Genomic DNA, 26016 nt, shown 5'->3' on the forward strand with positions numbered 1-26016 from the left:
TCATGGCCGAACTCTCAAAGCCGCATTCGGAATCCGTTTTTCCCTCGGCCATCCGCGAAGGCATCATAGCCGGCATCATCGCTTTCGGCCTTTTCGTACTGATCATCGGTTTTCGTACGGATCAGAACATCAGCAATGAGCTCATCCTCACCCAGCGCTGGGGGCTTCTGGCCATCATGGTGGCGATTGCCGCCGTGGGCCGGTTCCTCTTCAAAGCCTTCATTTCGCCCTGGCTGACGGCCCGCCTCAAGGCGCGGGAAGCTGTTGAGACAGTCGAGGGGGGGGAGCCTTCCTTCTTCAGGCGCAATTTCTCGCAACTGGCCATTCTGTTCCTGCTGATCTATCCAGTTCTCATCGTGCTGATGGTCGGCCTGCAGGGATCGCTGAAATGGGTCGATAATTTCGGCATCCAGATCCTGATCTACGTGATGCTTGCCTGGGGGCTCAATATTGTCGTCGGTCTCGCGGGGCTGCTCGACCTCGGCTATGTCGCCTTCTACGCGGTCGGCGCCTATTCCTATGCGCTGCTGTCTACCTATTATGGGCTTTCATTCTGGGTCCTGCTGCCGATGGCCGGCATCTTCGCGGCGACCTGGGGCGTCATTCTCGGCTTTCCGGTCCTGCGATTGCGCGGCGACTATCTTGCCATCGTGACACTCGCCTTCGGCGAGATCATCCGGCTTGTCCTCATCAACTGGACGGCGGTGACGAAAGGCACATTCGGCATTTCCGGTATCGCCAAGGCGACGTTGTTCGGCATTCCGTTCACCGCCGGCCCAAATGGCTTCGCGGCTATATTCGGCCTGCCGCTGTCGGCCGCCTATTACAAGATCTTCCTTTATTACCTGATCCTGTTCCTGGCGCTCCTGACTGCATGGGTAACGATCCGGCTGCGGCGGATGCCGGTCGGTCGCGCATGGGAAGCGCTGCGCGAAGACGAGATCGCCTGCCGGTCTCTCGGCATCAACACGACGACAACCAAGCTTACCGCCTTTGCCACAGGCGCCATGTTCGGCGGCTTTGCGGGCTCGTTCTTTGCCGCCCGGCAGGGCTTTGTCAGCCCGGAATCCTTCGTGTTCCTGGAATCCGCCGTGGTCCTTGCGATCGTCGTCCTTGGCGGTATGGGCTCACTCATCGGGATCGCCGTCGCAGCAGTGGTGATGATCGGCGGCACGGAAATCCTGCGCGAAATGCAATTCCTCAAGTTCGTCTTCGGTCCAAACTTTACGCCCGAACTCTATCGCATGCTGATTTTCGGCCTTGCCATGGTGACGGTCATGGTGTGGAAGCCGCGCGGCTTCGTCGGAAGCCGTGAGCCAAGCGCATTCCTGCATAAACGCAAGCTGGTCTCCGGGGCATTCACCAAGGAGGGGCACGGCTGATGTCGGTGACACAAAGCATGTCTGGTCAATCAATGGACCCAATTCTAAAGGTGGAACATCTGTCGATGAAGTTCGGCGGGCTGGTGGCCATCAACGATCTGAGCCTTGAAGCAAGGCGCGGCGATATCACCGCGATCATCGGCCCCAACGGCGCGGGCAAGACGACCGTGTTCAACTGTATCACGGGCTTCTACAAGCCGACGGGCGGGATGCTCACCTTGTCGAGGCAGAACGGTGAGAAATATCTCCTCGAGCGGCTGCCGGATTATCTCATCACCCATAAGGCGAGGGTGGCGCGGACGTTCCAGAACATCCGCCTGTTCTCAGGGCTGACCGCGCTGGAAAACCTGCTGGTGGCGCAGCACAACATGCTGATGAAATCATCGGGTTATACGATCCTCGGACTTCTCGGTCTGCCGGGGTATAAGCGGGCGTCGGTTGAGGCGACCGAAAAGGCAAGGTATTGGCTGGAGAAGATCAATCTTATCGACCGGGCGGACGATCCGGCGGGCGATCTGCCCTATGGCGCCCAGCGTCGACTGGAGATCGCGCGCGCCATGTGCACGGACCCGGAACTGCTCTGCCTCGATGAGCCCGCCGCTGGCCTCAATCCTCGCGAATCGGCGGAACTCAACAAGCTCCTGCTCGACATACGTGACGAAACCGGCACGTCGATCCTGCTGATCGAGCATGACATGGCGGTGGTAATGGAGATTTCCGACCACGTGGTGGTGCTTGAATACGGCACGAAAATCTCCGACGGCAAGCCGGAAATGGTCCGCAATGATCCGAAGGTGATCGCGGCCTATCTGGGGGTCGAGGACGAAGAGATCGCCGAGCTGATCGATGAGGTGGCGGCGCCCACCGGCGCAGATCCGGCCGACATCGCGGTCGCCCGCCTGGCCAAGGAGGCCGTGGCAGAGATCGCAAAGGAGCAGGCGGTCACCAAGGGCGAGCCCAAAGTGAAGCCCGCGCGGAAGACAACTGCTGCCAAACCTGTGTCGGCGCGCAAGACGTCTGCTCGGGCAAAGAAGCCTTCCGGGGGGAGCAAGTGATGTCAGCTAAAAATGCACTTCTCAAAGTGGAGAATGTCGAGACCTATTACGGCAATATCCGCGCGCTGAAAGGCGTCGATATCACGGTCGATGAAGGTGAGATCGTCGCGCTCATCGGGGCCAACGGCGCCGGCAAGTCGACGCTGATGATGACGATCTGCGGCAATCCGCACGCCCGCACAGGCAAGATCATCTTTGCCGGGCAGGACATTACGCAGTTGCCGCCGTACGAGATCGCGCGGTTGCGCATAGCGCAGTCACCGGAAGGGCGCCGCATCTTCCCGCGCATGAGCGTGCAGGAAAATCTCCAGATGGGTGCAAGCCTCGACAATCTGGAGTATTTCGACGAGGACGTGCGGCTGATGTTCGATCTGTTCCCGCGTCTGAAGGAGCGTATCAACCAGCGCGGCGGGACGCTTTCGGGCGGCGAACAGCAGATGCTGGCGATTGCCCGTGCGCTGATGGCGCGCCCCAAGCTCCTGTTGCTGGACGAGCCTTCGCTCGGTCTTGCGCCATTGATCGTCAAGCAGATCTTCGAGGCAATCAAGGAACTCAACCGCACCAAGGGGCTGACCGTCTTCCTGGTCGAGCAGAATGCATTTGGTGCGCTGAAACTGGCTGACCGTGGCTATGTCATGGTCAACGGCTCCATCACTATGAGTGGTTCCGGAAAGGAACTCCTCGCCAATCCGGAAGTCCGCGCCGCCTATCTCGAAGGTGGACGGCACTAATTTTGTTCAGCCGCATGATCTTATCCGAAAACTCGTTTTCGGGGATCATGCTCTAAGGGAGACATGGCCATGCAAGGCATTCTCTATGAGGAACCTTCGTTCCTGCTGTTCCTGTTCGTCACATGCATCCTGGGCGGCTGGGCGGCATGGATGACGGGACGGGCCTGTGCCCAGACCTGGCGAACCTATATCGGCTTCGTGCTCTACATGATCCCGCTCGGCATAGCCGTGCGCTTCATTCACTATGCGCTTTTTGGCGGAAGCATGCTGTCGCTGCATTATTATGTCGTCGACACGATCATCCTGATGATCATTGGCACGATTGGTTATCGCTACACGCGCACCAATCAAATGGTACGGCAGTATAGCTGGCTATACGAAAAGGTCTCTCCGCTCTCGTGGAAGGAAAAGAAGGGCAGCCCGGCGTCCTAAATCGGTTTTTAAAAGCAGGATCAAACTTTCCGGATCATGCTTCAACCAATCGCGCTGGCATCAACTGAATCAGCGTGACAAGCGCCGGGAAATCGGCAAGTGTGTTAACAAGCGGTGCGGCACGCATCGCGTGGGGTGTAAGAAGAATGGGAGCTAATTATATGAAGAAGTCACTTTTTTCCGGCGTTGCACTTGTGGCGATGCTTGCCTGCGGCGGTAGCGCCTGGGCTGATGTTCTCTTCGGGATCGGCGCACCGCTGACCGGCCCGAACGCTGTTTACGGCGCGCAGATCCAGAAGGGTGCCGAAGCGGCAATTGCCGAGATCAACGCTGCCGGCGGCCTCAATGGCGAGCAGATCAAGGTCGTTCTCGGCGATGACGTATCCGATCCGAAGCAGGGCATTTCGGTCGCCAACAAATTCGCTGCTGACGGCGTCAAGTTCGTCATCGGCCACTTCAATTCCGGCGTTTCGATCCCGGCTTCCGATGTCTATGCCGAAAACGGCATTCTCCAGGTGACTCCGGCTTCGACGAATCCCGTCTTCACCGAGCGCGGACTGTGGAACACTTTCCGCACCTGCGGCCGTGACGACCAGCAGGGCACCATCGCCGGTAAGTACATTGCCGACCACTTCAAGGATGCCAAGATCGCCGTCATTCACGACAAGACCCCTTATGGTCAGGGCCTCGCCGATGAAACCAAAAAGGCGCTCAACGCAGCTGACGTCAAGGAAGTAATGTATGAAGGCGTGAATGTCGGCGAGAAGGATTTCTCCGCCCTTATCGCCAAGGCGAAGCAGGCAGGCGTTACTGTCGTTTACTGGGGTGGCCTGCACACCGAGGCCGGCCTGATCATGCGCCAGCTCGCCGATCAGGGCCTCAAGGTCCAGTTCATCTCCGGTGACGGCATCGTCTCCAACGAGCTTGCCTCGATCGCCGGCGACGCCGTTGCGGGCACGCTCAACACGTTCGGTCCCGACCCGCGCGTCAATCCGGACAATGCCGAACTGGTGAAGAAATTCCGCGATGCCGGTTTTGAGCCAGAAGCCTACACGCTCTATTCTTACGCTGGCGTCCAGGCGATTGCCGCCGCCGCCAAGGCTGCCGGATCGAACGATCCGCAGGAAGTGGCGAAAGCCTTGAAGGGTACGGAAACCTTCAAGACCGTTCTCGGCGATATTTCCTTCGACGAAAAGGGCGATCCGAAGCTTCCCGGCTACGTCATGTACGAGTGGAAGAAGGGTGAGGACGGCAAGTATACCTACATCCAGCAGTAAGCTCTTTTCATAGAGCCCATAAAGATGAATGCCCGGCCTTCGCGCCGGGCATTCTCTTTTTTCGCAGAGCTATCAACACACCGTTTGCACCGCAGCATTTTGCGCGGTAAGCATGGAAAGCGGGTCCCATCGGAGCCGGTTTTCCGTCCGAAGTTCATGAACAAGAAACGGGGCGGTGCATCGGCTTCACCAGATCGGAACCGTGAGTATTCCGTCCTCGCAGTTTGGGAGACCTGCCTTGCCGATCAAGAAGATCCTCGTCGCCAACCGATCCGAAATCGCCATCCGCGTCTTTCGCGCGGCAAATGAGCTCGGTATGAAAACGGTCGCCATTTGGGCGGAAGAGGACAAGCTGGCGCTGCATCGCTTTAAGGCGGACGAAAGCTATCAAGTAGGACGCGGCCCGCATCTCGCTCGCGATCTCGGGCCGATCGAAAGCTATCTCTCCATTGACGAGATCATCCGCGTCACCAAGCTCTCCGGCGCGGACGCGATCCATCCAGGCTACGGGCTGTTGTCGGAAAGCCCCGAATTTGCCGAGGCTTGCGCTGCAAACGGCATCATCTTCATCGGACCGAAGCCGGAGACGATGCGCCGTCTCGGCAACAAGGTGGCGGCGCGTAATCTCGCCATCGAGATCGGCGTTCCCGTGGTGCCCGCGACCGAGCCGCTTCCCGACGATATGGATGCGGTCAAGGCGATGGCGGAGGAGATCGGCTATCCCCTGATGCTCAAGGCGTCCTGGGGCGGCGGTGGGCGCGGTATGCGCGCTATTCGTTCGGCTAACGAGATCGTCAAGGAGGTGACCGAAGCCAAGCGCGAGGCGAAGGCGGCGTTCGGCAAGGACGAGGTCTATCTGGAGAAGCTGGTCGAGCGCGCCCGTCATGTCGAAGTGCAGATCCTTGGCGACACGCATGGCAATGCAGTGCATCTCTTCGAGCGAGATTGCTCGATCCAGCGGCGCAACCAGAAAGTGGTCGAGCGAGCGCCAGCGCCTTATCTCGACGATCGGCAGCGCAAGGAATTGGCCGACCATGCGCTGAAGATCGCTCATGCGACGGATTATATAGGCGCGGGCACCGTCGAATTCCTGATGGATGCCGATACCGGAAAATTCTATTTCATCGAGGTCAATCCGCGCATCCAGGTCGAGCATACGGTCACCGAGGAGGTGACGGGCATCGACATCGTAAAGGCGCAGATCCGCATCCTTGAAGGCGCTGCCATCGGAATGCCCGCGTCAGGCGTCCCGGCGCAGGCCGATATCCGGCTCAACGGCCACGCGTTGCAGTGCCGTATCACCACCGAAGATCCCGAGCAGAATTTCATCCCGGACTATGGGCGTATTACCGCCTATCGCGGGGCGACCGGCTTCGGCATCAGGCTCGATGGCGGCACTGCCTATTCGGGTGCGGTGATCACCCGTTTCTACGATCCGCTGCTGGAAAAGGTGACCGCATGGGCGCCGACAGCGGAGGAGACGATCCTGCGCATGCACCGGGCGCTGCGCGAGTTTCGCATTCGCGGTGTGGCGACCAATCTGACCTTTCTCGAAGCGATCATTACGCATCCTGAGTTTCGCGACAATGTCTATACGACGAAGTTCATCGACAACACGCTGGAACTCTTCGAGCATGTGAAGCGGCAGGATCGCGCCACGAAGCTCATCACCTATCTGGCCGATGTGACCGTGAACGGCCACCCGGAGACGAAGGGCCGCGCCCGGCCGCCCATGGATGCTGCTCCGCCCGTCGTTCCATATGCGGGTGAGACGAAGATCACGGACGGCACCCGGCAGCGGCTCGATGCGCTGGGCCCACAGAAATTTGCCCAATGGATGCGTGACGAAAAGCGCGTGCTCATCACCGACACGACGATGCGCGACGGGCACCAATCGCTTCTCGCCACACGCATGCGCAGCTATGACATCGCGCGCATTGCCGGCACCTATGCCCGGGTATTGCCCGACCTCTTTTCGCTGGAATGCTGGGGCGGGGCGACGTTCGACGTGTCGATGCGGTTTTTGACCGAAGACCCGTGGGAGCGGCTGGCGCTGGTGCGCGAGGCGGCGCCCAACATTCTCCTGCAAATGCTCCTGCGCGGGGCGAACGGTGTCGGCTACAAGAGCTATCCGGACAATGTGGTCAAATATTTCGTGCGTGAGGCGGCGCGCGGCGGCATCGATCTCTTCCGCGTATTCGACAGCCTGAACTGGGTCGAGAACATGCGCGTCTCGATGGACGCTATCCTTGAGGAGGGGAAGCTCTGCGAGGCGGCGATCTGCTATACCGGCGATATACTCAATGCCGCGCGACCGAAATACGATCTGAACTATTATGTCGGGCTCGCCAAAGAGGTGGAGAAGGCCGGCGCACATATCATCGCCGTCAAGGACATGGCGGGGCTGTTGAAGCCTGCGGCAGCGAAGGTGCTGTTCAAGGCGCTGCGCGAGGCGACCGACCTGCCGATCCATTTCCACACCCATGACACATCAGGGATTTCGGCGGCCACAGTGTTGGCGGCGGTGGAGGCGGGTGTCGATGCGGTGGACGCCGCGATGGATGCGCTTTCCGGCAATACTTCCCAGCCGTGTTTGGGTTCGATCGTCGAGGCCCTTTCCGGCACGGAGCGCGACCCAGGCCTCGATCCCGTATGGATCCGCAAGATCTCATTCTATTGGGAGGCCGTGCGTAATCAGTATGCCGCCTTTGAGAGCGATCTCAAAGGACCAGCGTCGGAGGTCTATCTGCATGAAATGCCGGGCGGGCAGTTCACCAATCTGAAGGAGCAGGCGCGCTCGCTTGGGCTGGAGACCCGCTGGCACGAGGTGGCGCAGGCCTATGCCGACGTCAATCGCATGTTCGGCGATATCGTCAAGGTGACGCCGTCATCCAAGGTCGTCGGCGACATGGCGCTGATGATGGTCAGCCAGGACCTGGCAGTTGCCGATGTGGAGAACCCGGACAAGGACATAGCCTTTCCGGACTCGGTCGTCTCGATGATGCGTGGCGATCTCGGGCAGCCACCCTCCTGCTGGCCGGAAGCCTTGCAGAAGAAAGTTCTCAAGGGCGAAAAGCCGTTCACGGTGCGGCCGGGCTCGCTGCTCGCGCCTGCCGATCTCGACAAGGAACGGCGGGAGATCGAGGAGAAGCTGGGGCGCAAGATCAGCGACCAGGAGTTTGCCTCCTATCTGATGTATCCCAAGGTCTTCACCGACTATGCGCTGGCGCAGGAGACCTACGGCCCGACAAGCGTGCTGCCGACGCCGGTCTATTTCTATGGGCTGGAACAGGAAGAGGAGGTCTTCGTCGATCTCGAACGCGGCAAGACGCTGGTCATCCGTAACCAGGCGGTCGGCGATACCGACGAGAAAGGCATGGTCACCGTGTTCTTTGAGCTCAACGGCCAGCCGCGGCGCGTCAAGGTGCCGGACAGGGCGCATGGTGCGGCGGGCAACGGCGCGCGGCGCAAGGCAGAGCTCGGTAATGACAGCCATGTCGGTGCGCCGATGCCAGGGATCATCTCGACTGTGGCCATTGCGCCGGGCCAACCGGTGAAGGCTGGTGACGTGCTTGTCTCCATCGAGGCGATGAAGATGGAAACGGCCATCCATGCGGAGAAGGACGGGACGGTTGCCGAAGTGCTGGTACGCGCAGGCGACCAGATCGACGCGAAAGATCTGCTGATCGTTTACGGGTGAGCCCCGGGGCGGTTTCTGTTTTCATGGAATCGCGAGGCACCCCCCCCCTCTGGGTGAATAGCCTTCATTGATGTGGCCACCAACCTCAAGCGCTGAAGAGTGAGCGCCATCTGTGCCAGCCAATCTCCCTCGTCGCGGGGGAGATGCCCGATAGGCAGAGGCAGAGGGGGTGACCAGGCAAATACCAATCCAGCTATATCGCTCATCGGCTGAAAAACCGTGCACGGCGGCGCTTGCCAATGGCATTCGATGGCGGTATTGAAGGGTTGTGCATGTTTATGCATGATTACGCATGATTAGAGAGAGCGAGCATGAGCACTTCGGATTTTCTGCTTCAGGAGCGGCAGGCGCGTATCGCTGAGAAGCTGGCGGCAACCGGCAAGGTGCTGGCGGGCGATCTGGCGCTTGAATTTTCGGTTTCGGAAGATACGATCCGGCGGGATTTGAGGGAGATGGCGGCGGCGGGGCTCTGCCAGCGGGTCTATGGCGGGGCGCTTGCGCCGGTTCCGCCCACCGCGCCTTTTGCCCAGCGGGCAGTGGAGCAGCCTGAGCGGAAAGGCGCACTCGCCCGTGCTGCGGCGCGTATCATAGAGCCGGGGATGCTTGTGTTTCTTGACGCTTCCTCGACGAATCTGGCTCTCGCCCGAGAAATCTCGGCTCGGGAAATTTCATCACCATCCGGCATTACGGTCGCAACCAATGCGCCCCTTATTGCTTCTGCCCTGATGGACGCCGCCGAGCTTATCCTCATTGGCGGCACGATCGACCGGCGGGTCGGGGCGGCGGTTGGCGGCAGGGCGTTGAACGATGCGGCGCTGCTGCGGCCTGATCTGTGCATCTTGGGCGCTTGCGGCGTCGATGCGCAGGCGGGTGTCACGGCGTTCCATCTGGAGGATGCCGAATTCAAGCGAATGATCGCCCGGCGCAGCCGTTCGATCATGACGACGGCGACCGCGGAGAAGCTGGGCGCCGCCGCATCGCACGATGTGATTGCGATGGCGGAATGCGACAGACTCATCGTCGAATGGGATGCCGATGCGGCATTCATCAGGGATATCGAGGCGCTTGGCGTCGAAATCATCAGGGCTGAAAAGGCCTGAATTGAAGGAGTATTCTATGGAAATGCGCGTGGATACGCCGCGGGCGGTAGCAGGCCGGTCCGGCTATTTGCCTAGGGAAAGGCTGGCGATATGGCTGCTCTTCCTGATGAACGGGTTCATGGTGGGGAGTTGGGCGCCGAAAATTCCTGAATTCGCCGAGCGGCTCAATCTCAGCAAGGGCGAACTCGGACTGATGATCCTGGTCTTCGGCATCGGGTCACTGGTCATGATGCCGGTGGCGGGAATGCAGATCGCCCGGCTTGGCGGGGCGCGGGTTTCCAAGATAACGGCGGTCCTGCTGCTGCCGTCCATCCTTGCGCTGACTTTCACGCAGAACATCCCGGCTGCGGCGATAGCGCTCTTTCTCTTCGGAGGTTTCGTCGGCGGCATGGATGTGGCCATGAATGCCAATGCGGTGGCGGTCGAGCAGAAGATGCGCCGCGCCATCATGTCGTCCTGTCACGCCTTCTGGAGCTTGGGCGGTCTCATTGGCGCCGGCGTCGGCGGCTATCTCATCGGGCATTTCGGCACGGTTGTTCACGCGGTCGTTGCGACGGTGATCGTTGTCGTCATGCTGGCCGTGGCGTGGCCCATCGTCCATGTGGACCGGCCTGCAAAATCATCCGTTGATGGAAGCTCCCGCGCACGTCTGCCATTACAGCCGTTGCCCTGGCTGGTCGGGTTGATGGCGCTGTTCTCCATGGTGCCGGAGGGCGCGGTGCTCGACTGGAGTGCGCTCTATCTCATGCAGGATCTGGGCGCGCCTGTGAGCATCGCCGGGCTTGGCTTCGCCGCCTTTTCGCTGACCATGGCCATCATGCGCTTTGCAGGCGATCTGGTGCGCGAAAGGCTGGGCGCGGTGCTGACGCTCCGATTATGCACGGTGACGGCGATCGTCGGTATGCTGGCCGCTAGCTTCGCGCCTGATCCGATCATGGTCATCATCGGCTTCGCCCTGTGCGGAATCGGCATTTCCAACATGGTCCCGATCGCTTTCTCCATCGCCGGGAACCTGCCTGGCATGGCGCCCGGAGTCGGCCTGTCGATCGCCACCACACTTGGCTATTCCGGCATTCTTTTTGCGCCATCCAGCATCGGATTCATTGCCGAATATACGGGCTTTTCGGCGGTGTTCGCCGCCTTGCCCCTGCTTCTGCTCGTCGTTCTGGCGCTCTCCGGTCTTGCCCGCTATGCCGATGGGCATGGGGAGGAGCCAGGCGTTCCGCACGATCTGTGAGGCGTTTATTCCGCCGTCCAGCCGCCATCGACCGACAATGCCGCGCCGTTTATCTGCGCGGCGTTCTCGCTGCACAGGAAGGCGGCGAGCGCGCCGATCTGCTCTGTGGTGACGAACTGCCTGGTGGGCTGCTTGTCGAGCATGATCTCGCGGATCACCGTCTCCCGGTCCATATCGTGGGTCTTCATCTGGTCGGGGATCTGGGCCTCGACGAGGGGGGTCAGGACGTAGCCCGGGCAGATGGCGTTGCTGGTGATCTTGTTTTCGGCAAGCTCCAGCGCCACTGCCTTGGTGAAGCCAACGATCCCGTGTTTTGCCGCCACATAGGCCGATTTGAACGGCGAGGCGCGCAGGCCATGGGCCGAGGCGACATTGATGATACGTCCCCATCCGGCTGACTTCATCAGCGGGACGGCGGCGGCAACAGTGTGGAAGGCGGAGGTGAGATTGATGGCGATGACCGCATCCCACTTTTCCGTCGGGAATTCCTCAACAGGCGCGACATGCTGGATGCCCGCATTGTTGACGAGGATATCGACGCCGCCGAAAACGGAAGCCGCGTTTGCGATCAGGGCCCGGCATTCATCCGACCTGCTCATGTCGGCCTTGATATAGACAGACTTGACGCCATGCTCCTTGCCGAGCAACTCGGCGAGCGCATGGTCCTCGTCGCGCTCGGTGAAGGAATTGATCACGATATCGTGGCCGGTTGCAGCCAGCGCATGGGCGATGCCGAGGCCAATGCCGGAATTGGAGCCCGTGATAAGGGCAGTCTTGCGTGAGGTCATTCCTTCGTCGTCCTCCCTTTTGCCTGGTTTTGGGCAATCATTATGCGAGGCATAATGCGAAGGCGACAGCTCCTCGGCAAGATGCTAAAGCTCGAATATAAATCGCCATGAAGGGATGATGATCGACGGGAGTTGACAGATCGCCTCGTCTCCTCCACCTCAGGGCATGTTCTCTCGAGATGTGTCCCTTCAAGACATGCCCCTTCAAGACGTGCCCATTGACGAATGCAGCAAAATGGCAACTGAGACACCAAGCTATTTCTCCTATCCCTTCGACCGCCGCCCGTCGGTTGGCGTCGATGTCGGCGGCGTCATGGTCGGCGGCGGCGCGCCCGTGGTGGTGCAGTCGATGACCAATACGGACACCGCCGATGTGGATGCGACAGTGGCGCAGGTGGCGGCACTCCATCGCGCCGGCTCGGAGATTGTCCGTATCACCGTTGATCGCGACGAAGCGGCAGCCGCCGTACCGAGGATCCGCGAGCGGCTCGATCGTCTAGGGCATGATGTGCCGCTGGTCGGGGATTTTCATTATATCGGCCACAAGCTTCTGGCGGATCACCCGGCCTGCGCCGAAGCGCTCGCAAAATACCGCATCAACCCCGGCAATGTCGGCTTCAGGGATAAAAAGGACAAGCAGTTCGCCGATATCGTCGAGATGGCGATCCGTTACGACAAGCCAGTGCGCATCGGGGTCAACTGGGGATCGCTCGACCAGGAACTGCTGACCACATTGATGGACCGCAATCAGGCGGAAGGTTTCAAGCTGACGGCGCAGCAGGTCGTGCGCGAGGCGATCGTGCAGTCTGCGCTGATTTCCGCGACACTGGCCGAAGAGATCGGCCTGCCGCGCTCCAAAATAATCCTGTCGGCGAAGGTCAGCCAGGTGCAGGACCTGATCGCCGTCTATACAGAACTGGCGAAGCGCTCGGATCATGCCTTGCATCTCGGCCTGACGGAAGCCGGCATGGGCACCAAGGGCATCGTGGCTTCGTCCGCGGCGATGGGCATCCTGCTGCAACAGGGGATTGGCGATACGATCCGCGTTTCGCTGACGCCGGAGCCGGGCGGCGATCGCACGCGCGAGGTGCAGGTGGCGCAGGAACTGCTCCAGACCATGGGCTTCCGTCAGTTCGTGCCTGTTGTCGCGGCTTGTCCGGGCTGCGGGCGCACGACATCGACCGTCTTCCAGGAACTGGCGCAGGCGATCCAGAACGATCTGCGCGCCAACATGCCGGTCTGGCGGGAAAAATATCCCGGGGTCGAGGCACTTCAGGTCGCGGTCATGGGGTGCATCGTCAACGGGCCGGGCGAATCAAAGCATGCTGATATCGGCATTTCGCTGCCGGGAACTGGCGAAACGCCATCGGCGCCGGTTTTCGTCGATGGTAAAAAGGTGACGACCTTGCGGGGGCCGGGTATTGCGGGGGAATTCCAGAAGATGGTGGCGGATTATATAGAAAACCGCTTCGGGGCGGGCCGAGTGTAAACCAGTCGATGCGGGGAGTGATACTTTAACTCTGCCGGTCGGCGATAAATCGGGCGGCCTGTTTTAGGAGCGTGGCGTCGGCACCGAAGGGTTCGAGCAGCATCTCGGCCTGTTCCACGAGACCATGCAACTGCTTTTTCGTCCACTCGACACCATGCAGCGAGACGAGCGTCGCCTTGCCTGCCGCCGCATCCTTTCCGGTCGCCTTGCCCATCCTCGCCGCGTCGGCGGTGACGTCGAGGAGGTCGTCGGCGAGCTGGAAGGCAAGGCCGATCGCTGCGCCATATTCGGCCAGGCGCTCCCGGTCCTCAGGCGTGGCATTGCCGATGATGGCGCCCGCCTCGCAGGCGAAACGGATGAGCGCGCCGGTTTTCATCGCCTGCAGGATGATGATGCCGGCTTCGTCCGGCTTACGGGTTTCGGCAGCGAGATCAAGCACCTGCCCCCCCGCCATGCCGCCATGGCCTGCAGCCCGGGCAAGGGCTGAGACGAGCTTTGCCCGTGTCGCGGCAGGCAATTCCGTCTCCTCGCTGGCGACGATCTCGAAGGCGTAGGTGAGCAGGCTGTCGCCGGCCAGAATAGCCGCCGCTTCGTCGAATGCCCTGTGCACGGTCGGCTGACCGCGCCTGACATCGTCATTGTCCATGGCCGGCAGATCATCATGCACAAGCGAATAGCAATGGATGCATTCGAGCGCTGCCGCCACGCGCAACGCCGGCTCCTTGTCGGCGGCAAAGAGAGCCGCACTTTCCATCACCAGGAAAGGACGGAGCCGCTTGCCGCCGTTGAGAACGCCGTGGCGCATCGCCGCCATGAGACGCTCCGGCCGGATGATCTCGCCATTGCGAACGCGGTCGTCGAGAAGCTTCTCCAGCGCTGCTTCCACTGCGCGGGCGCGCGTCGTCAGAGTTGTTTCAAAATCGGGGCTGGGAATAACGGTTGCCATGAATCCGGCATGGACGAAAGCCGTGCGCCGGTCAACAGGCGCGTGATCGCACATGGAGCTTTTTCACGGAACTGTCTTGTAGCGGGCAATTCGTCGCTGCGATTCCGCCGAAAACCGGGCTGATTTGCCGGAATAAAGCCTACTTATCGCCAGCAACGGGTTCAATCTTCGCCAGGAATGCTTTATGTCGGAGGCAGTGCACAAACGGGCGGAACAGTGGCGAAAATTGTGGTCAGAAACAGGAATGGCAGGGGCTATCTGGCCGATCCACTCCATTCGTGGCTTGCGCGCAAAATCCTGCGGATCGTCATCATCCTCGCTGTCGCACCGATCCTTCTGCTTTTTGTCTATCTGATCCCCTTCGTCCATCCCGTATCGACGCTGATGCTGAAGGATGTGGTGACGTTCAACGGGTACGACCGGCGCTGGATGCCCATCGAAGAGATTTCGCCTGCCCTCGTCAATTCGGTGCTGGTATCGGAGGACGGTCAGTTCTGCAGCCATTCGGGTATCGACTGGCGCCAGCTTACCGAGGTGATCACCGATGCGGTGGACGGCGAGAAGACACGGGGCGCTTCCACCATCACCATGCAGACGGTGAAGAACCTTTTTCTCTGGAACGGCCGTTCCTTTATCCGCAAAGGCCTGGAATTACCACTTGCGGTGGTGGCCGACCTGATATTGCCGAAATGGCGTATCATGGAAATCTATCTCAACATCGCCGAATGGGGTCCGGGGGTCTATGGGGCGGAAGCCGCCGCGCAGTATCATTTCGGGCGTTCCGCCTCGCAACTTTCGTCGCGGCAGGCGGCTTATCTCGCGGCGGCGCTGCCCAATCCGATCCTGCGCAATCCGGCAAAGCCGGGACGGGGAATGCAACGCCTGGCCCGTGTCGTAGAGGCGCGGGCGAGGCGTTCGGGGGCTTATGTCGGTTGCCTGCAATAAAAATGGCCCGGCCCGCGGGAACTTGCAAAAAAAACACTGTTCGCGCTGGTCAAACATCCAAGTTGCGTGTATAGGCACGCGGACTTTCCGGAATTTTGTCCGACGTGACAGGCTCCACCGGAGCCGGGCCGGACTTTTGTTGACTGATCAGTGGAGCAGAATCCATGGCTGTACCTAAACGTAAAACCTCTCCGTCGAAGCGCGGCATGCGGCGTTCTGCCGATGCGCTGAAGGCGCCGACCTATGTCGAAGACAAGAACTCCGGCGAACTGCGCCGTCCGCACCATGTCGACCTGAAGTCCGGCATGTATCGCGGCCGTCAGGTTCTGACGCCGAAGGAAAGCTGAGCTTTCAGCTAGGGCGGTTTCCGCTCTCACTCTTCGTATCTATTCCAGTATCGAAATTGAAAAGACCGGCCCAAAAGCCGGTCTTTTTATTTGTGTTATTCGTGCGATTTACTGCTTTTCAGGGTAGATTCAGCCTGCGTCGGCAACGAAACCTGCGGCTTCGATGCCCGCCACCGCGGCGATCTCGTCATTATCGGAGGTATCGCCGGAAATGCCTGCAGCGCCCAGGATCTCCCCCTTGGCATCCTTGATGAGGACGCCACCGGGAACCGGCACGATGCGGCCGCCGGAAACGCCTGAGAGACCTTCAAGGAAATGCGGGCGGTCCTTCGCCTGATTGTGAAGCCAGCGCGAGCCGGCGCCCACGGCGAGCGCAGCGAAGGCCTTGCCTGAGGCAATCTCGAAGCGCAGGATCGAGGTTCCGTCCTGCCGCTGGAAGGCCTTGAGATTGCCGCCGGCGTCAAAGATTGCGATCGCCAGCGGCTTCATCTTCATCTCGTCCGCTTTGGCAAATGCGCCCTTGATGATCTGGTTTGCCTTGTTGAGTGTCAGCCGCGCCATGGAATTCTCCTGAAATTATCAATCCGGCCTTTTTAGCGCAGCCCGGCGCGAATGCACGGCAAATTCCGGTGATTTCATGGAAAAACTGTTTGTTCCAGGGGTATATTGAGGTGGGATTGGCGCTTATTTGGCGATCTCGTCGATCTTGCGCTGCATTGCGGCAATCTGTTCCTTCAATTCGCGCAGGTCATCGCTCGACTGCTTTGCTGCCTCCGGTTCGCCCCTCGGTGGTTCCGCAGCCTTGCCGTTGGGCATGCCGCCGAGCGGGAAGGGTGTAAACATGCTCATTGCCTGCTGGAACATCTCGGTGTTGCGGCGCACCTGCTCCTCGATCAGCTTGACGGGCAGGTTCATGCTCATCAGCTCGGCAGGCGACTTGCCGAAAGCCGCGGTAAGCTGCTCGCGCATCCGCTCCTGCTCGCGCACGAAAGCCGTCATCGATTGTTCAAGAAAACTTGGTACGATCATCTGCATCTGGTCGCCGTAAAAGGCGATCAACTGGCGCAGGAACGGGATCGGCAGCATGTTCTGGCCGTCCTTGTTCTCCAGTTCGAAGATGATCTGCGTCAAGACGGCATGGGTGATGTCCTCGCCCGTCTTGGCATCCTGGACGCTGAATTCCTCGCCTTTCTTGACCATCTCGGCCAGATCCTCGAGCGTCACATAAGTGCTCGTTCCGGTGTTGTAGAGCCGGCGATTGGCGTATTTCTTGATAAGCGTATGGTCCGATTTTGATGCCAAGATCGCCTCCCGATCACATTTCTTATTGTTGTTTATAATCTCCCGGTCATGAGGATAGGCCCAATTTCGTCATAATTCAAAGCGTTTTGTGCATTGCGAAGTCGGGGGCAAAATCAGGAGCTAAATCAGGGGCAAGGTTTGAGCTTAATCTCGCCGGAGTGCTTCCCAGACCGCTTCATTGTGCAGTGCCCTTGCCAAGCCGTCTTTTCTCGTTTCATCTTGTGGTGAAGAGACCAGACCGGAGCATACCGGCAATCCAGGAGGACAATTCATGACCAGTTCGTACGGGAACGGCAGCATCGTCATCGCAAGTGCGGCACGCACGCCTGTCGGTTCGTTCAATGGCGTATTCGCCAATGTTCCCGCGCATGAGCTGGGTGCGGCTGCGATACGCGAGGCGCTTTCGCGCGCCGGGATCGAGGCTGCCGAGGTCGACGAGGTGGTCCTGGGGCAGGTGCTGACTGCCGGCGAGGGGCAGAATCCGGCGCGCCAAGCGGCGATGGCAGCAGGACTTGCCAAGGAGACAACCGCATGGAGCCTCAATCAACTCTGCGGCTCCGGCCTGCGTGCGGTCGCCATCGGTATGCAGCAGATCGCCACGGGCGATGCGAAGGTGATTGTCGCCGGCGGGCAGGAATCGATGTCGATGGCGCCGCATTGCGCGCATTTGCGCGGTGGCGTGAAGATGGGCGACTTTCAGATGGTCGACACCATGATCAAGGACGGGCTTATGGACGCCTTCTTTGGTTATCACATGGGAATCACCGCCGAGAACATCGCGCGGCAATGGCAATTGAGCCGCGATGAGCAGGACAATTTTGCCGTCTCTTCCCAGAACAAGGCGGAAGCAGCGCAGAAGGCGGGGCGCTTCCTGGACGAGATCGTCCCGGTCACGGTGAAGGCGCGCAAGGGCGAGGTCGTGGTTTCCGAGGATGAATATATCCGCCATGGCGCGACGCTGGAGGCCATGGCCAAACTGAGGCCGGCCTTCGACCGGGAGGGTACGGTGACCGCCGGCAATGCCTCGGGGATTAATGATGGCGCGGCAGCCGTGGTGCTGTTGAGCGAGAAGGAGGCGGTGCGGCGCGGAATCGAGCCGCTGGCGCGCATCGTCTCCTGGGCGACGGCGGGTGTCGATCCCTCGATCATGGGAACCGGTCCGATCCCCGCCTCGCGCAAGGCGCTGGAAAAGGCGGGCTGGAACGTTCAGGATATCGATCTGGTGGAGGCCAATGAAGCCTTTGCCGCACAGTCCTGCGCCGTCAACAAGGAGCTTGGCCTCGATCCGGCGATCGTCAACGTCAATGGCGGCGCGATCGCCATCGGCCATCCGATCGGCGCCTCCGGCGCCCGCATCCTCAATACGCTCCTTTACGAACTGAGGCGGCGGGACGCGAGGAAGGGGCTTGCGACCTTGTGCATCGGTGGCGGAATGGGTGTCGCGCTTTGCGTGGAACGCCTGTGAAGAATTGCGTATAGCCGGCTATATCGAGAGGCCGGAGGACAGATCATAAAGCGAGGGGATGTGGGAAGAGTCGCACTGGTTACAGGCGGATCGCGCGGCATCGGCGCTGCCATTGCCATCGCATTGAAAAAGGCCGGTTACAGGGTCGCCGTCAATTATTGCGGAGGCGACGAGGTTGCGGCACGCTTCAGCGTCGACAACGATATCCCGGCCTATCGTTGGGACGTTTCCGACTACGAGGCCTGCATCGCGGGCATTGCCAGGGTGGAGGCGGATCTCGGTCCGGTCGAGGTGCTGGTAAACAATGCGGGTATCACCCGCGACGCGATGTTCCACAAGATGACGGTCGAGCAGTGGAAGGAAGTGGTCGATACCAATCTTTCGGGCGTCTTCAACATGACGCATCCGATCTGGCCGGGAATGCGCGAGCGCAAATTCGGCCGCGTCATCAACATCTCATCGATCAATGGCCAGAAAGGGCAGGCGGGACAGGTCAATTATTCCGCGGCCAAGGCCGGCGATATCGGCTTTACCAAAGCGCTGGCGCAAGAGGGTGCGCGGGTCGGGATAACGGTCAATGTCATATGTCCGGGCTATATAGGCACCGAGATGGTGCGCGCCATGGACGAGACGGTGCTGAAAGAGCGGGTGCTGCCGCAGATCCCCGTGGGAAGGTTGGGCGAGCCAGAGGAGATGGCTCGGATCGCCGTCTTCCTCGCATCGGACGATTCCGGCTTCATCACAGGTTCGACCATTACCGCCAATGGCGGGCAGTATATCGCTTGAATTGACCATGTTCCGTTTTGTTTCAAAACGGCACAAATGATTAACGTAGCGCGGAGCTGAAACCGATCGGAGACCGATAATTTTTCCTGCCTATGCGGAAATCGGCGACAAGGACACTATATCTGGTGAGAACAAAGCAGGAAGACTTGTGAAAAGCTGATTCGTCGCCGATTCGTTCCGCGTTTGATCGAAGCATTAACGCAAAGGCACCTGGACGCTGCGTGTAGTTTAAGCAAGCATAAGGAATTGTTGAGATTTTCCTAAATATCGAACCCAGGGTCAGTTCGTGCCCGCACAGTGTGCGGCAAAGGTTAACAGCCGTGTTCCCATATGGCGTTTTGGGTTTCCGGTCGATTCAGCATGTGGTGGGGAAACACCTGATGGCCACCACATATCGCCGTGAACAAAGCGGGAATCGACGCGAGTCAGTGATTCGTAGCCGATTCGTTCTGTCCGCGTTCCGTTTCTTAACAGGCGAAAGCAAAGGAGCCGGCGACATTCGGGTTTCGATGCGCTGCCGATAATGTTATCGCAGGGTTTCAAACTGGAATTCGGTCTGTACAGAAGATGAATCATCAGCCCGCAAACGAAATACCCCTGGTTGTTTCCGGCCGCGATGTGACCGCGGTGCTGGGGCCGACCAATACCGGCAAGACTCATCTCGCCATCGAGCGGATGCTGGCGCATGAGAGCGGAATGATCGGGCTGCCGCTGCGGCTTCTGGCGCGCGAGGTCTATGGGCGTGTCGTCGAACGGGTGGGGCCGGCCCATGTCTCGCTGGTGACAGGCGAGGAGAAGATCGTTCCATCCGGCGCGCGATACTCCGTCTGCACTGTCGAGGCGATGCCGCGTCGGACCGATGTGGCTTTTGTCGCCATCGACGAGGTGCAATTGGCGGGCGATCTCGAGCGCGGCCATATCTTCACCGACCGTATTTTGCATCTGCGCGGGCGGCAGGAGACGCTTCTGCTCGGCGCTGCCACGATGCGCGGCATATTGGAAAAGCTCCTGCGCGGCATTTCCGTCGTTACGCGACCGCGCCTTTCGCATCTGGCCTATGCCGGACCGAAGAAGATCACCCGCCTGCCGCGCCGCTCCGCGATCGTCGCCTTTGCCGCCGATGAGGTTTATTCCATCGCCGAACTGATTCGCCGCCAGCGGGGTGGCGCTGCGGTCGTCATGGGCGCGCTCAGCCCGCGCACGCGCAATGCACAGGTTGCGCTCTATCAGTCGGGCGACGTGGATTTCCTGGTGGCAACCGATGCCATCGGCATGGGTCTTAATCTCGACGTGGATCATGTCGCCTTCGCGCAGGATCGCAAGTTCGACGGCTACCAGTTCCGCAACCTGACCGCTGCCGAATTGGGCCAGATCGCCGGCCGCGCCGGCAGGCATCTGCGCGACGGCACGTTCGGCGTTACCGGCCGGGTCGATCCGTTTGACAATGAAATGGTGGAGAAGATCGAGGCGCATGCCTTCGATCCGGTGAAGGTGCTGCAATGGCGTACTGCGCGGTTTGATTTTTCTTCGATCGAAGCTTTGCGCCACTCAATCGATACGCCGGCGCCGGTGGAGGGGCTGGTGCGCGCTTTGCCTTCCGTCGATAGCCAGGCGCTCGAGCATCTGGTTCGTGATGCGGATATTGCCAAGCTGACGGATACGCCTGGGCGCGTCGAAATGCTTTGGGATGCCTGTGCTCTGCCGGACTATCGCAAGATCGCGCCGGCGCAGCATGCCGACATCATCGCCGCGATCTATAATGATCTCGTCCGCCGCGGTCATGTGGACGAGAACTACATGAGCGAACAGGTGGATCGGGCGGACCGGACCGATGGCGAGATCGATACCTTGTCGCATCGCATCGCCCAGATTCGCACTTGGACTTTCGTGTCGCACAGGCCCGGATGGCTTGCCGATCCGACACATTGGCAGGAAAAGACGCGCGAAATAGAGGACAGACTGTCCGATGCGCTGCATGAAAGGTTGACGAAACGCTTTGTAGACCGCAGGACAAGCGTGCTCATGAAGCGTCTAAGAGAGAATGCCATGCTTGAAGCCGAAATCAGCCCGTCCGGTGACGTCCTTGTCGAAGGTCACCTTGTAGGGCAATTGGAAGGGTTCCGTTTCACCGCCGATACCCAGGCCGAGGGGTCTGATGCGAAGGCGCTGAAGGGAGCCGCACAAAAGGCGCTTGCCGCAGAGTTCGAACGCCGGGCCGAGCGGTTCGCCGCGTCGGCCAATGGCGATTTCGCGCTGGGGTCGGACGGCGTGCTGCGCTGGATCGGCGCGACCATCGCCATGCTGGTGGCGGGCGAGGATACGCTGAAGCCACGCGCTGTGCTTCTGGCGGACGAGCAATTGACGGGGCCGGCACGCGACAAGGTTGCCGCACGCGTCGATCGTTTCGTCGCCCATCATCTGGAAACGGTCCTGAAGCCGCTCCACGACCTTGCCAATGCCGATGCGCTGACGGGCATGACCCGCGGCCTCGCCTTTCGGATCGTGGAAAACCTAGGCATCCTGCAGCGTCGCGACGTGGCGGAAGAAGTGCGCGGCCTCGACCAGGATTCGCGCGCAGCGCTTCGCCGGCTCGGCGTGCGCTTCGGCGCCTATCATGTGTTCGTGCCGGCTCTGTTGAAGCCCGCGCCCGCAGGGCTGATCACGCTACTCTGGGCGCTGAAAGAAGATGCGCGCGAGCGGCCCGGTTATGGCGATGTCGTCCATGTGCTGGCCGCAGGCCGCACATCCGTCGTTACCGATCAGACCTTCGATCCGATGTTCTACAAACTCGCCGGCTTCCGCATTCTCGGGCGGCGTGCCGTGCGCATCGACATTCTGGAGCGTCTGGCCGATCTCATTCGCCCGGCCCTCGCATGGCGTCCCGGCTCCGGGCCGCGGGCGGACGGTGCCTATGACGGCAGCCGCTTTATCGTCACCCCAGCCATGATGTCGATCCTCGGCGCGACCGCCGATGACATGGAAGAGGTGCTGCGCAATCTCGGTTATCGTCATGAGGCGGTCGATGCCGCGGAGGTGACTGCCAAGCTTGCCGAACTTGAAGCTGCCACCGCGGAAAAGCCGGAAGCGCTGACTGCTGAAACACCCGATGGGGTGGAGGCAGTTGCGCCCGAAGACACCGATGCTGCGGCGGAGGTTCAGGCTGAAGCGCCGGCGGAGATCCAGGCGGAAATACAGGCTGCTGTCGAGGTCGAATCGCCTGTCCAACCGCAAGATGAAGCACCTACCGAGGTTGCCGCGGCGGAGCCTTCTGAAGCCGTTGCCTCGCAAGAGGCTCCGACTTCCGCTCCGGCGTCAGCGGCGGAGGACGCGCCCAAGCCGGTGCTGTTGTGGCGGCAGGGGCGTTTCGAGGGGCGGGGCCGCAGGCCGGATCAGGCTCGCAACCGGCCACGCAGCAATCATGGCCAGGCTGGTCAACCCGGCGAAGCCGTGGATGGCAAGGGTGCCGAACAGGGCGAGCGCCGCAGCAATTCCCGGGGCAGGCATGGCCAGGGCAGCGGGAAGGATGGGGGCAAACGCTTCCATAAAAGCCAGCCAACCGGCCAATCGGGCGATGTCCGGCCTGAAAACCGTGACGGCCATAATCGTGACGGATCGAACCGCGATGCGCGTAAAGGGAATGGCGCCAAGGGGCATCATCCGAATCGTGACAGCGGCAAGCCTCATGAGCGGCATCACGAGCGGCAGGAGCGTCCGGTGAAGGTCGATCCCGATTCACCCTTCGCCAAGCTGGCGGCGCTCAGGGAACAGTTGAAAAAGTAGGCTGATGATTGCGGGCGACAGGCAGCGTATCGATAAATGGCTGTTTTTCGCGCGCGTCGTCAAATCCCGATCCCTGGCGGCGAAGCTCGCCACGGGCGGACGTGTGCGCGTCAACCGTGAAAAGGTGGATCAGGCAGCTCATCCCGTGAAGATCGGGGACGTGCTGACCATCACGCTCGAACGGCGGGTTCTCGTCTACAAGGTTCTCGCCACGGGCCATCGGCGCGGCCCGGCGGAAGAAGCGCGCTTGCTCTACGAGGATGTGTCGCCGCAGCCATCGCCGGGAGAAGGCGGGCGGGCAGGACTGGCGGAATTGCCGCCCCAGCGTGAGGCGGGGAGCGGGCGCCCGACCAAGCGCGAGCGCAGGCAGACAGACCGGCTTCGCGATCGCGGCGACAACGAATAGAATGCGTCGTTACGACGCATATGATGTTACAAGTCATCGAGATGGGAAATCGCGCGTTGCGAAAGCGCGTTCTGGCTTGTGCAGCCGGTGGGCTAGTAAAATATTCCACGTTTCATCGCGATGACAGATATGGTTTGGCGTTCTGCGGTGAAGCGCCGCTGGTACAGGTCCGTGCTCTTGCCAGCGGGCTACAAAATCGTTACCTCACACCCCATATCCGGCCTTATCTCGCCCATATCTGGAATAACGTCTCAGGAGTTCGACAATGACCTATGTCGTGACCGACAATTGCATCCGCTGCAAATACACGGATTGCGTTGAGGTCTGTCCGGTTGATTGTTTCTATGAGGGCGAAAACATGCTCGTCATCAATCCGGACGAGTGCATCGATTGTGGCGTTTGCGAGCCCGAATGCCCGGCGGAAGCCATTCGTCCCGATACCGAACCAGGCCTCGACAAATGGCTGGAAATCAACACGGAATATGCGAGCAAATGGCCGAACCTGACGGCGAAGAAGGCTGAACTGCCCGAAGCCAAGGAAATGGATGGCGTCGAGGGCAAGTTCGAGAAGTTCTTCTCCCCAGAACCTGGCGAAGGCGACTAGCGCATCGTCGCGCCAAGGATTTCAGATGCGAGTGCGTTCCTTGCGGGTTAATGTACCCGCGGCGATCCAGAAATTGCGGCCTCTCTTGAAATTAGTGGCTCATATAGTGGCTTGCCGAATGGACGTCTTGCCGGCTCATTTTTAGCACTCGCGGCAAATTGTTGATTCTTTCAGCTTTTTGTGTTAGTGTTCTGTTCATAATGTCGATGACTGAACGTCAACTCGTGGCGCATATGCGTTAATCCTGAAAGGGCTGCTTTTCTTTTCCCGGACTTCAACAGTGCCGGGCGGAAATGTGCGACTAAGCCTCGCCTCCAGCTTCCGCCCTTGCTTCCATCCTTCGGGACAAGATCTTGCGCTTTCTGGTTTTCGCCTTTCAGAAATGGGTCGACAGACCGGCTGTCCCGCATCTCAGGGCCGCCGGCTTACCATGTGTTAACCGGCGAATGCCGCCGGGCACAACAGGGAGTAATGAAGCGTATGACATCCCAGCAGCAGAAAAAGCCCGCGATGCGTCAGGGTTTCAAGACGAGCGAGTTCATCGTCTACCCCGCGCACGGCGTCGGCCAGATCGTTGCCATCGAAGAGCAGGAAGTGGCCGGCCACAAGCTCGAGCTTTTCGTCATTGATTTTCAGAAGGACAAGATGCGCCTCAAGGTGCCGGTCGCCAAGGCGTCCACCATCGGCATGCGCAAGCTGTCAGAAACGGATTATGTCGAGCGTGCGCTGAAAGTGGTGCAGGGTCGTGCCCGTATCAAGCGCACCATGTGGTCGCGCCGGGCGCAGGAATATGATGCGAAGATCAATTCCGGTGATCTCATCGCGATCTCGGAAGTCGTGCGCGATCTCTACCGTGCCGAAAACCAGCCCGAGCAGTCATATTCGGAGCGTCAGCTCTATGAAGCGGCGCTTGACCGCATGGCGCGTGAAATCGCCGCCGTCAACAAGATGTCGGAAACCGAGGCTGTCCGGTTGATCGAGGTAAATCTCGCCAAGGGGCCGAAGCGCGGCGCCAAGGCGGATGCCGAGGTTGAAGTCGAGGAAGACGAGGCGGAAGCCGCATAATAGCGCGCCTCCCGCATTATCTTTAAAAAGCCCGGCACTGCCGGGCTTTTTATTTATGTCCGCATTTTCGTGCTCCCGGCCATGTGCTGAATGTGAGACCCGTCCCAGACCTGACCCGTCCGAGATCTGAATCGTGCAGGAGCGGGGAACCGCAGGACTTTTCGCGCGTTTGCACCATGGCCAGGAACTTCTCTGGCCACTTCTTTCATTGTTTGACATCTCCCAGGCCGGCGGCGGCCACATCCAGGAGAACGATATGAAGCAGGTTGCCGAAAGCCGTTCCCCCGCCACCCGGTCATCTGGGCGATCAACTTGCGGGTCGTCTCCCCTCAATCAGTCGATGATACGAAGTGCGATGGCCGCGCCCTATCTGGAGCGGGAGGAGGAGCGGGAACTGGCCATCCGCTGGAAAGAGAAGCGGGACCAGGAGGCTCTGCACCGCATCACTTCGGCACATATGCGGCTGGTGATCTCGATGGCTTCGCGGTTCCGCAGGTTCGATCTGCCGATGAGCGACCTCGTCCAGGAAGGACATGTCGGGCTGCTGGAGGCGGCGGTCCGCTTCGAGCCTGAACGCGAGGTGCGGTTTTCCACTTATGCGACGTGGTGGATCCGCGCGTCCATGCAGGACTATATCCTTCGCAACTGGTCTATCGTGCGCGGAGGCACCAGTTCGACACAGAAGGCGCTCTTCTTCAACCTGCGCAGATTGCGGGCGCGGCTCGTCCAGGAAGATGAAGCCCTATCCCAGGCGGATGTCTATCATCGCATTTCCGTCCGTCTCGGCGTATCGACGGCCGATGTCGAGCTGATGGATTTCAGGCTTTCAGGACCCGACAGTTCGCTCAGCACCCCCGTTTCGGGTGATGACAGCAGCAATCTGGAAAGAATGGACTTTCTCGTCGATGACAGCCCACTCCAGGATGAAATCGTCGAAGGAGCGATCGATTCGGAGCGGCGGTCGTCCTGGCTGACGCAGGCGCTGGCGGTGCTTAACGAACGGGAACTGCACATTATTCGCGAGCGTCGCCTCGATGACGAAGGCGCGACCCTGGAGGCGCTGGGGGAAAGCCTCGGAATATCCAAGGAACGCGTGCGGCAGATCGAGAATCGCGCGTTGGAAAAACTGAAGACCGCTCTTCTCAGCAAGCACGAAATTTCCGCCTATCAGGCGTGAAA

General features: G+C 60.2%; 22 protein-coding genes. 18 read left to right on the forward strand and 4 right to left on the reverse strand.

Annotation, left to right across the window (positions count from 1 at the left end; genetic code table 11):
• Positions 1–2: 2 nt before the first annotated feature.
• From livM to DUT91_RS10115, 8 genes are all read left to right on the forward strand, one after another.
• On the forward strand, positions 3–1382 hold the full coding sequence (gene livM, locus DUT91_RS10080; RefSeq protein WP_114440284.1) for a high-affinity branched-chain amino acid ABC transporter permease LivM: 1380 nt from the start codon (positions 3–5) through the stop codon (positions 1380–1382).
• Positions 1382–2437 carry an ABC transporter ATP-binding protein gene (locus DUT91_RS10085; RefSeq protein ID WP_425373777.1) on the forward strand — a complete coding sequence of 352 codons (1056 nt, stop codon included), beginning with the start codon at positions 1382–1384 and terminating at the stop codon, positions 2435–2437. The genes livM and DUT91_RS10085 overlap by 1 nt, the downstream gene beginning before the upstream one ends.
• Entirely contained in the window at positions 2437–3168 is a 732-nt protein-coding gene (locus DUT91_RS10090) for an ABC transporter ATP-binding protein (RefSeq protein WP_114440285.1), read from the forward strand. Before DUT91_RS10085 ends, DUT91_RS10090 begins: the two co-directional genes overlap by 1 nt.
• A 69-nt stretch (positions 3169–3237) precedes the next feature.
• Positions 3238–3600, forward strand: a complete 363-nt coding sequence (locus DUT91_RS10095; RefSeq protein ID WP_114440665.1) for a DUF6867 family protein — start codon at positions 3238–3240, stop codon at positions 3598–3600.
• A gap of 161 nt (positions 3601–3761) precedes the next feature.
• Positions 3762–4877 carry a branched-chain amino acid ABC transporter substrate-binding protein gene (locus DUT91_RS10100; RefSeq protein WP_114440286.1) on the forward strand — a complete coding sequence of 372 codons (1116 nt, stop codon included), beginning with the start codon at positions 3762–3764 and terminating at the stop codon, positions 4875–4877.
• A 238-nt stretch (positions 4878–5115) separates the two neighbouring features.
• Positions 5116–8577, forward strand: coding sequence for a pyruvate carboxylase (gene pyc / locus DUT91_RS10105; RefSeq protein ID WP_114440287.1), 3462 nt, complete (start codon positions 5116–5118; stop codon positions 8575–8577).
• A gap of 311 nt (positions 8578–8888) precedes the next feature.
• Complete coding sequence (locus tag DUT91_RS10110; RefSeq protein WP_114440288.1) at positions 8889–9677, forward strand: DeoR/GlpR family DNA-binding transcription regulator; 789 nt, start codon at positions 8889–8891, stop codon at positions 9675–9677.
• 16 nt (positions 9678–9693) lie between these two features.
• Positions 9694–10914: an MFS transporter gene (locus tag DUT91_RS10115; protein WP_114440289.1), complete on the forward strand. Its 1221-nt coding sequence runs from the start codon at positions 9694–9696 to the stop codon at positions 10912–10914.
• 5 nt (positions 10915–10919) lie between these two features.
• Here the strand turns inward: DUT91_RS10115 and DUT91_RS10120 are convergent, their stop codons facing one another.
• Positions 10920–11702, reverse strand: a complete 783-nt coding sequence (locus DUT91_RS10120; RefSeq protein ID WP_114440290.1) for a 3-hydroxybutyrate dehydrogenase — start codon at positions 11700–11702, stop codon at positions 10920–10922.
• A gap of 235 nt (positions 11703–11937) precedes the next feature.
• Here DUT91_RS10120 and ispG point away from each other — a divergent pair, with 235 nt between their 5' ends.
• Positions 11938–13191, forward strand: coding sequence for a flavodoxin-dependent (E)-4-hydroxy-3-methylbut-2-enyl-diphosphate synthase (gene ispG, locus DUT91_RS10125; protein ID WP_114440666.1), 1254 nt, complete (start codon positions 11938–11940; stop codon positions 13189–13191).
• Between the two features lie 25 nt (positions 13192–13216).
• On the opposite strand, the gene DUT91_RS10130 is transcribed toward ispG, so the two are convergent.
• Positions 13217–14137, reverse strand: coding sequence for a polyprenyl synthetase family protein (locus tag DUT91_RS10130; RefSeq protein WP_114440667.1), 921 nt, complete (start codon positions 14135–14137; stop codon positions 13217–13219).
• Between the two features lie 216 nt (positions 14138–14353).
• Between DUT91_RS10130 and mtgA the strand changes: the two genes are divergently transcribed.
• Together mtgA and rpmF are read left to right on the forward strand one after the other, a co-directional pair.
• On the forward strand, positions 14354–15082 hold the full coding sequence (mtgA, locus tag DUT91_RS10135) for a monofunctional biosynthetic peptidoglycan transglycosylase (RefSeq protein ID WP_200834943.1): 729 nt from the start codon (positions 14354–14356) through the stop codon (positions 15080–15082).
• A 164-nt stretch (positions 15083–15246) separates the two neighbouring features.
• Entirely contained in the window at positions 15247–15429 is a 183-nt protein-coding gene (rpmF, locus tag DUT91_RS10140; RefSeq protein ID WP_114440292.1) for a 50S ribosomal protein L32, read from the forward strand.
• A 129-nt stretch (positions 15430–15558) separates the two neighbouring features.
• On the opposite strand, the gene DUT91_RS10145 is transcribed toward rpmF, so the two are convergent.
• Positions 15559–15990 (reverse strand): GlcG/HbpS family heme-binding protein, encoded by a 432-nt coding sequence (locus DUT91_RS10145; protein ID WP_114440293.1) that lies wholly within the window; start codon positions 15988–15990, stop codon positions 15559–15561.
• Between the two features lie 123 nt (positions 15991–16113).
• Entirely contained in the window at positions 16114–16731 is a 618-nt protein-coding gene (gene phaR / locus DUT91_RS10150) for a polyhydroxyalkanoate synthesis repressor PhaR (RefSeq protein WP_114440294.1), read from the reverse strand.
• Positions 16732–17002: 271 nt separating this feature from the next.
• On the opposite strand from phaR, the gene DUT91_RS10155 reads away from it, so the two are divergent.
• The 7 genes from DUT91_RS10155 (at position 17003) to DUT91_RS10185 (ending at position 26014) form a co-directional block, all read left to right on the forward strand.
• Complete coding sequence (locus tag DUT91_RS10155) at positions 17003–18196, forward strand: acetyl-CoA C-acetyltransferase (protein ID WP_114440295.1); 1194 nt, start codon at positions 17003–17005, stop codon at positions 18194–18196.
• A gap of 60 nt (positions 18197–18256) precedes the next feature.
• Positions 18257–18982 carry an acetoacetyl-CoA reductase gene (phbB, locus tag DUT91_RS10160; RefSeq protein WP_114440296.1) on the forward strand — a complete coding sequence of 242 codons (726 nt, stop codon included), beginning with the start codon at positions 18257–18259 and terminating at the stop codon, positions 18980–18982.
• Positions 18983–19549: 567 nt separating this feature from the next.
• Positions 19550–22762: a helicase-related protein gene (locus tag DUT91_RS10165; RefSeq protein WP_114440297.1), complete on the forward strand. Its 3213-nt coding sequence runs from the start codon at positions 19550–19552 to the stop codon at positions 22760–22762.
• A gap of 4 nt (positions 22763–22766) precedes the next feature.
• Positions 22767–23168 carry an RNA-binding S4 domain-containing protein gene (locus DUT91_RS10170; RefSeq protein ID WP_114440298.1) on the forward strand — a complete coding sequence of 134 codons (402 nt, stop codon included), beginning with the start codon at positions 22767–22769 and terminating at the stop codon, positions 23166–23168.
• A 265-nt stretch (positions 23169–23433) separates the two neighbouring features.
• Complete coding sequence (fdxA, locus tag DUT91_RS10175) at positions 23434–23772, forward strand: ferredoxin FdxA (protein ID WP_114440299.1); 339 nt, start codon at positions 23434–23436, stop codon at positions 23770–23772.
• 480 nt (positions 23773–24252) lie between these two features.
• The gene (locus DUT91_RS10180) at positions 24253–24837 is read left to right on the forward strand and encodes a CarD family transcriptional regulator (protein WP_114440668.1); all 585 of its coding nucleotides are present in this window, start codon (positions 24253–24255) and stop codon (positions 24835–24837) included.
• 256 nt (positions 24838–25093) lie between these two features.
• Positions 25094–26014: an RNA polymerase factor sigma-32 gene (locus tag DUT91_RS10185; protein WP_425373778.1), complete on the forward strand. Its 921-nt coding sequence runs from the start codon at positions 25094–25096 to the stop codon at positions 26012–26014.
• Positions 26015–26016 lie beyond the last annotated feature (2 nt).

This window comes from Paramesorhizobium salinisoli (assembly GCF_003335045.1).
GTDB lineage: Bacteria > Pseudomonadota > Alphaproteobacteria > Rhizobiales > Rhizobiaceae > Paramesorhizobium > Paramesorhizobium salinisoli.